This window comes from Aquipuribacter hungaricus (assembly GCF_037860755.1).
GTDB classification, from domain to species: domain Bacteria; phylum Actinomycetota; class Actinomycetes; order Actinomycetales; family JBBAYJ01; genus Aquipuribacter; species Aquipuribacter hungaricus.
The window spans coordinates 1-6,235 of record NZ_JBBEOI010000207.1 but is presented as its reverse complement, the minus strand read 5'-3'; the positions used below and the strand labels follow the sequence as shown (position 1 = coordinate 6,235).

At 76.9% G+C, this 6,235-nt stretch carries 5 protein-coding genes; 2 read left to right on the top strand and 3 right to left on the bottom strand.

Translation table 11 applies throughout. The annotated features are described in order from the left end of the window. Positions 1-514 (top strand): transcriptional repressor LexA (lexA, locus tag WCS02_RS16210; protein WP_340295116.1); only part of this gene is annotated, 514 nt, incomplete at its 5' end. On the opposite strand, the gene WCS02_RS16205 is transcribed toward lexA, so the two are convergent. Next, positions 501-1,559 (bottom strand): aminotransferase class V-fold PLP-dependent enzyme, encoded by a 1,059-nt coding sequence (locus WCS02_RS16205; protein ID WP_340295114.1) that lies wholly within the window; start codon positions 1,557-1,559, stop codon positions 501-503. The genes lexA and WCS02_RS16205 overlap by 14 nt on opposite strands. 94 nt (positions 1,560-1,653) lie before the next feature. Here WCS02_RS16205 and WCS02_RS16200 point away from each other — a divergent pair, with 94 nt between their 5' ends. Next, a complete protein-coding gene (locus WCS02_RS16200; protein ID WP_340295112.1) occupies positions 1,654-2,562 on the top strand; it encodes a LysR family transcriptional regulator in 909 nt (302 codons plus the stop codon). Here the strand turns inward: WCS02_RS16200 and WCS02_RS16195 are convergent. Together WCS02_RS16195 and hflX are read right to left on the bottom strand one after the other, a co-directional pair. Then, positions 2,543-4,612 carry an ATP-dependent DNA helicase gene (locus WCS02_RS16195; protein ID WP_340295110.1) on the bottom strand — a complete coding sequence of 690 codons (2,070 nt, stop codon included), beginning with the start codon at positions 4,610-4,612 and terminating at the stop codon, positions 2,543-2,545. The two genes, WCS02_RS16200 and WCS02_RS16195, sit on opposite strands and share 20 nt — an antisense overlap. A gap of 79 nt (positions 4,613-4,691) precedes the next feature. Continuing rightward, positions 4,692-6,116: a GTPase HflX gene (gene hflX / locus WCS02_RS16190; RefSeq protein WP_340295108.1), complete on the bottom strand. Its 1,425-nt coding sequence runs from the start codon at positions 6,114-6,116 to the stop codon at positions 4,692-4,694. Positions 6,117-6,235 lie beyond the last annotated feature (119 nt).

The window sequence follows — 6,235 nt, the reverse complement described above, 5'->3', positions numbered from 1 at the left end:
GGCCGAGGTCGCGCCCGCCGGGCCGGCACAGCCCCAGCCGTCGCTGCGGCGCGTGGGAGACCGTCCCGCCGGGTCCCGCCGGCCCGCGGCGCACAGCTTCCGTGCCGGGGCCGGCGAGGACGAGGCGGTGCAGGTCGCCGAGGCCAGCATGGTCCCGCTGGTCGGGCGCATCGCCGCGGGCGGCCCGCTCCTGGCGGAGCAGGTCGTCGAGGACGTGTTCCCCCTCCCCCGCCAGGTGGTCGGCGACGGCACCCTGTTCCTGCTCCAGGTGGTCGGCGACTCGATGATCGACGCGGCGATCTGCGACGGCGACTGGGTGGTCGTCCGCCAGCAGCCCGCGGCCGAGAACGGCGAGATCGTGGCCGCGATGATCGACGGCGAGGCCACCGTCAAGACGTTCCGCCGCCGGGACGGGCAGGTGTGGCTCATGCCGCACAACCCGGCGTACACGCCGATCCCCGGCGACGACGCCACCGTGCTCGGCAAGGTGACGGCGGTCCTCAGGCGGGTGTGAGCTCCGACGGGCTCGTGGCGAGGGCGTCGACCACCCGGTCGACGTCCTCGCTGTCGTTCCACAGGTGGAAGGCGAGCCGGGCGCGGCCGGCCCGGGACACCGCCGTGCACCCCGCGTCGGCCAGACGCAGCAGGACGCTGCCGTCCGGGTCCGGCAGGGTCAGCACGGGGCGGCCCTGCGCCGGAAGCCCCAGCCGCTCGCGCAGCGTGTCGGCCAGGTCCGCGCCGTGGTGGCGCCGCACCGACGCGGGCAGGTCGAGGAGCGCCTCCAGCGAGGTCTGCGTCCCCACCCAGGACAGCCAGGCCGGGCTGACGTCGAACCGGCGCGCGTCGGAGGCCACCCGCAGCCCGGGGCCGTACACCGAGCCCCAGACGTCGTCGCCGGCGTACCAGCCCGCGTTGTGGCCCGAGAGCCGCTCCAGCGCCTCGGGCCGGACGGTGAGGAAGGCGCTGCCCCGCGGCGAGCACAGCCACTTGTAGGCCGAGCAGACGGTGACGTCCCACCGAGAGGCGTCCACCTCGAGCCAGCCGGTCGCCTGGGTGGTGTCGCAGAGCGTCAGGGCGCCGACCTCGCGGGCCGCGTCGGCGACCGCGCCGGCGTCGGCCACCCGGCCGTCGGCGGACTGCGCCAGGGAGAAGGCCACGACCGCCGGACGGCGTGCCCTCACCGCGGCGGCGAGCTCGTCCAGCGGCACGGCGACGGTCCGGACACCGCGGCGCGCCTGCGCCTCGAACGGGCCCGTCACCGACGTGAACTCGCCCGCGACGACGAGGACCTCGGCGCCGTCGGGCACCGTCACGGCGACCTCGGCCACCATGACCGACGCCTGCGAGCCCACCGCCACCCAGCCCGTCGGCACCCCGACCAGCCGGGCGTACAGCGCGCGGGAGGCCTGGACGTGCCGGTCGTAGCCGACGGCGCAGCCCTGCCCCGCCTGCCAGGAGTCGACGGCCTGCCGGACCGCGTCGGCGGTGCGCACCGGCGGGAGCCCGAGGGTGCTGGCGTTGAGGTAACCGGGAGCGGGGAGCCACGCGTCGAGTGCCACCCCACCAGCCTGCTCGCCCCGACCCATAGGCACAACGACGACTTCGTCGTCCATGCCATTGCCGGGGGTTATGGACGGCCGTAGCGTCCGGGGCGTGGCCGTCGACGTGGAGGTGCTCCGGCTGCTGCGGGCGGTGAGCGACGAGGGCTCGGTGTCCGCGGCCGCGCGACGGCTCGGGATCAGCCAGCCCGCCGCCAGCCAGCAGCTGCGCCGTGCCGAGCGCGCGATCGGGACCGCCCTCGTCGAGCGCACGGGCAGGACCTCCCGCCCTACCGAGCCCGGCAGGGTGCTGGCCCGCCACGCCGTCGCGGTGGAGAACCTGCTGGCCGCCGCCGAGCGTGAGGTCCTTGCGGTGGCGGGGCTCGCGGCGGGCACCGTCCGCCTCGTCGCCTTCCCCTCCGCCTCGGCCCGCCTGGTCCCCCGCGCGCTGGCGGTGCTGCGGCGCGGCTCCCCCGGCCTGCAGGTGGCCCTGGCCGAGGCCGAGCCGCCCGGCTCGCTGGAGCGGCTGCGGGGCGGGGACGCCGACGTCGTCGTCACCTTCGACCACGTCGTGCCGGGCCACTCCGCACCGACCGACCTCGCCGGCCTCGTCGTCGTGCCGCTGCTGGACGACGAGGTGCGCGTCGCCGTCCCGGCCGGTGCGCCGTGGGCCTCGGACGCGCGCGTGCGCCTGGCCGCGCTGCAGGACGAGGAGTGGATCGCCGGCTGCCCCCGCTGCCGCGGGCACCTCGTCGACCTCGCCGCCCAGGCGGGGTTCGTCCCCCGGATCCGGTACGAGACCGACGACTACGTGGCCGTGCTCGGCCTCGTCGGCGAGGACCTCGGCGTCGCGCTCGTCCCGTCGCTGGCGCAGGTGCAGCACGACGTGCCCGGCGTGGTGACCCTGTCGCTGGACCCCGTGGCCCGCCGCCGGGTCGTCGCGGTCACCACGCCGGACCTGGCACGGGTCCCCAGCGTGGCGGCGGTGCTGGAGGCCCTGCGGGTCACCGCGGTAGGCGTCTGAGCGCGCCGAGCACGACCTCGCGGTCGGTGGTGCGCCAGAACGGCGGCAGCGCCTGCAGCAGGGCCGGGCCGTAGCGCTTGGTGGCCACGCGTGGGTCGAGCACGGCCACCACCCCCCGGTCCTCGCTGCGCCGGACCAGCCGCCCGGCGCCCTGGGCGAGCAGGGTCGCGGCGTGCGCCACCGACACTGTCATGAAGCCGCTCCCGCCGGCCCGGTCCACCGCCTCGCTCCGTGCCTGCGAGAGCGGGTCGTCCGGCCGGGGGAAAGGCACGCGGTCCAGGACGACGAGGCTGCAGGACGGGCCGGGCACGTCGACGCCCTGCCACAGCCCGAGCGTCCCGAACAGGCAGGTGCGCGGGTCCTCGGCGAACTGCCGGACCAGGGTGGGCACGAGGTCGTCGCCCTGGCACAGCACCGGCAGGTCGGTGCGGGCGCGCACCACGTCGGCCGCCGCCTGCGCCGCGCGGCGGGAGGAGAACAGCCCGAGGGTGCGACCGCCCGCCGCCTCCACGAGCGCGACGAGCTCGTCGTGCAGCGGCTCGCCGTGCCCGTCGCGGCCCGGTGCCGGCAGGTGCGCCGCGACGTACAGGATCGCCTGGCGGCCGTAGTCGAACGGGCTGCCGACGTCCAGGCCGGTCCAGCCGCGCCGGCCGAGACCGAGGCGGCGGGCCAGCGCGTCGAACCCGCCGGGGCCCGTGAGCGTGGCCGACGTCGCCACCACCGTGCGCGCGTCGAACAGCCGGGTGCGCAGCAGCCCGGACACGTCCAGCGGGGCGGCCTTGAGCACCGTGCCGCGACGGTCGTCGTGCTCGACCCACACCACGTCCACGCCGGCGGGGGCCTCGGCCACCTCCGGCTCGACGTCGTCGTCGTCCCCGTACTGCCCGGGCGGCGCGGGCACCCCGCCGATCCGCTCGGCGACGTCGGCGTGGTCGAGCAGCGCCGCGCGGGCCGCCTGCGCGCCGCCCGCCTCGGCGTCCTTCGGCAGCGACCGCAGGGCGCCCCGGGCGGCGGTGGCCAGCAGCAGCAGGGCGTCCTGGACCGCCGCCGGTGCCCCGTCGGCCAGCCGGCCCGGCGACGTGGTGTCCAGCGCGGTCTCCAGCTGCGACGCGGCACGGTCGAGGTCGGTGACGTCGTCGACCCCGCAGCCGGCGCGGCGCGCGGCGGTCGCGGCGGCGCGCACCGAGGTGGCGGTGACCTCGCGGGACAGGGCGGCGGTGACCCGGTCGAGCAGGTCGTGCGCCTCGTCCACGACGACCACGTCGTGCTGGGGCAGGGTCTTCCGGTTGTCGGTGGCGTCGATGGCTAGCAGGGCGTGGTTGGTGACGACGACGTCGACGTCCTTGGCCCGCACCCGCGCCGCCTCGCTGAAGCACTCGCCGACGAGCGGGCACCGCTGGCCGAGGCACTCCCGGGCGGTCACCGACACCGCGCGCCACGCCCGCTCCGGCACCCCGGGCACCAGGTCGTCGCGGTCGCCGGTCTCGGTGCTCTCGGCCCACTCCCGCGCCCGCAGCACCTGCTGCTCCAGCGTCGACCGGCTGCCGGCGCCCGGCTGCTCCCACAGCGACGGGTCCTCCTCGGCCTCGCTGCCGCCGGCGAGCCGGTGCTTGCAGACGTAGTTGTTGCGGCCCTTGACCAGCTGCCAGGTGGGGCGGCGCCCGAGCGGGCCCTCGAGGGCGTCGGCGAGGCGGGGCAGGTCCTGGCGGACGAGCTGCCCCTGCAGCGCGAGGGTGCTCGTGGCGACGACGACACCGCGGTTCCGGCGCACGGCGGCGGCGACCGCGGGCACCAGGTAACCCCAGGACTTGCCGGTGCCGGTCCCCGCCTGCACGAGCAGGTGCCGGGAGCCGTCGACGGCGTCGGCGACCGCGGCGGCCATCCGGTCCTGGCCGTCGCGGCGGGTACCGCCGGTGGCCTCGACCACGCGCCCCAGCAGGGAGACCGCCTCGGCGGCGGGGTCGGCCCCCGGGGAGGGGCGGTCCTCGGTGGCTGCCGTGCTGCCGGGCCCGGCGGCCTCGACGGGGGCCTGCTCCGTCGCGCTGCTCACCGGCCCGACCCTACTGCGCCACCGGCACCGGCCCGCCGCACGTCCCCAGGACGCACGGCGTGCACGGGCCCGGCGGCACTCAGACGGTGCCGGACGACGCCTCGGTGAGCGCCGCGGCGAGGGCCTTGTCGACGCGGGCGTGGAGCCGGGTGCCCTCGGCGACGTGCGAGACATCGATGACCTCGCCGTCGGCGTGGGTCCGGCTGACCAGGTCGCCGCGCTCGAACGGCACGACGAGGTCCACCTCGACGTCGGGGCGTGGCAGGTCCCGCACCACCGCGGCGAGCAGCTCGTCCAGGCCCTGGCCGGTCCGCGCGCTCACCGCGACGGCGCCGCGCTCGCGGCGCAGCAGCCGGTCGACGACCTCGGGGTCGGCGACGTCGGCCTTGTTGAGGGCGACCACCTCGGGCACCGAGTGCGCGCCCACCTCGGCCATGACCGCGCGGACCGCGCTGAGCTGGCCCTCGGGGTCGGGGTGGGAGACGTCGACGACGTGGACGACGAGGTCGGCGTCGCCCACCTCCTCCAGCGTGGACCGGAAGGCCTCGACGAGCTGGTGGGGCAGCTGCCGGACGAAGCCGACGGTGTCGGTGTACGTCACGGCGCGGCCGTCGGGCAACTCCGCGCGGCGCACCGTCGGGTCCAGGGTGGCGAACAGCGCGTCCTCGACGAGCACGCCCGCCCCGGTGAGCCGGTTGAGCAGGCTCGACTTGCCGGCGTTGGTGTACCCCGCGATCGCCACGGACGGCACGGCGTTGCGGCGCCGGCTGTCGCGCTTGGTGTCGCGCGAGGTCCGCATGTCGGCGATCTCGCGGCGCAGCTTGGACATCCGGGTGCGGATGCGGCGCCGGTCGAGCTCGATCTTGGTCTCACCGGGACCGCGGGAGCCGATCCCGGCACCGCCGGCGACCCGGCCACCGGCCTGCCGGGACATGGAGTCACCCCAGCCGCGCAGGCGCGGGAGCAGGTACTCCAGCTGGGCGAGCTCGACCTGCGCCTTGCCCTCCCGGGACTTGGCGTGCTGGGCGAAGATGTCGAGGATCAGCGCCGTCCGGTCGACGACCTTGACCTTGACGACGTCCTCGAGGCTGCGCCGCTGCGAGGGGCTCAGCTCGCCGTCGCAGACGACGGTGTCGGCCCCGGTCTCGGCGACGATGTCGCGGAGCTCGGCGGCCTTGCCCGAGCCGAGGAACGTCGCGGGGTCCGGCTTGTCGCGTGGCTGGACGAGGGCGTCGAGCACCTGCGAGCCGGCGGTCTCGGCCAGCGCGGCGAGCTCGGCCATCGAGACCTCGGCCTCGTGGGGGTCGCGCGACGTCGACAGGCCGGCGAGCACGACGCGCTCGAGCCGGAGCTGGCGGTACTCGACCTCGGTGACGTCCTGGAGCTCGGTGGACAGGCCGGCGACCCGTCGCAGCGCCTGGCGGTCGGCCAGGTCCTCCTGGTCGCCGTCGAAGCCGGCGGGGACGTCGACGTCGGTGTCGGGGGTGTGATCGTGTGCTGTCATCGCTCCCAGGATCGCACGGCGCGCCCGGATGACCGAGGGGATATCGCCCCGGGCGGACGCGGACCCGGACCGGGGCCGGCGCGGGCGGCGGCTGGCGCGCGCGGGGGGCGGCGCGGCAC

Excerpts from the sequence above, each read along its gene's own strand:
- hflX (WP_340295108.1), bottom strand. The coding sequence starts at position 6,116 with ATGACAGCACACGATCACACCCCCGACACCGACGTCGACGTCCCCGCC.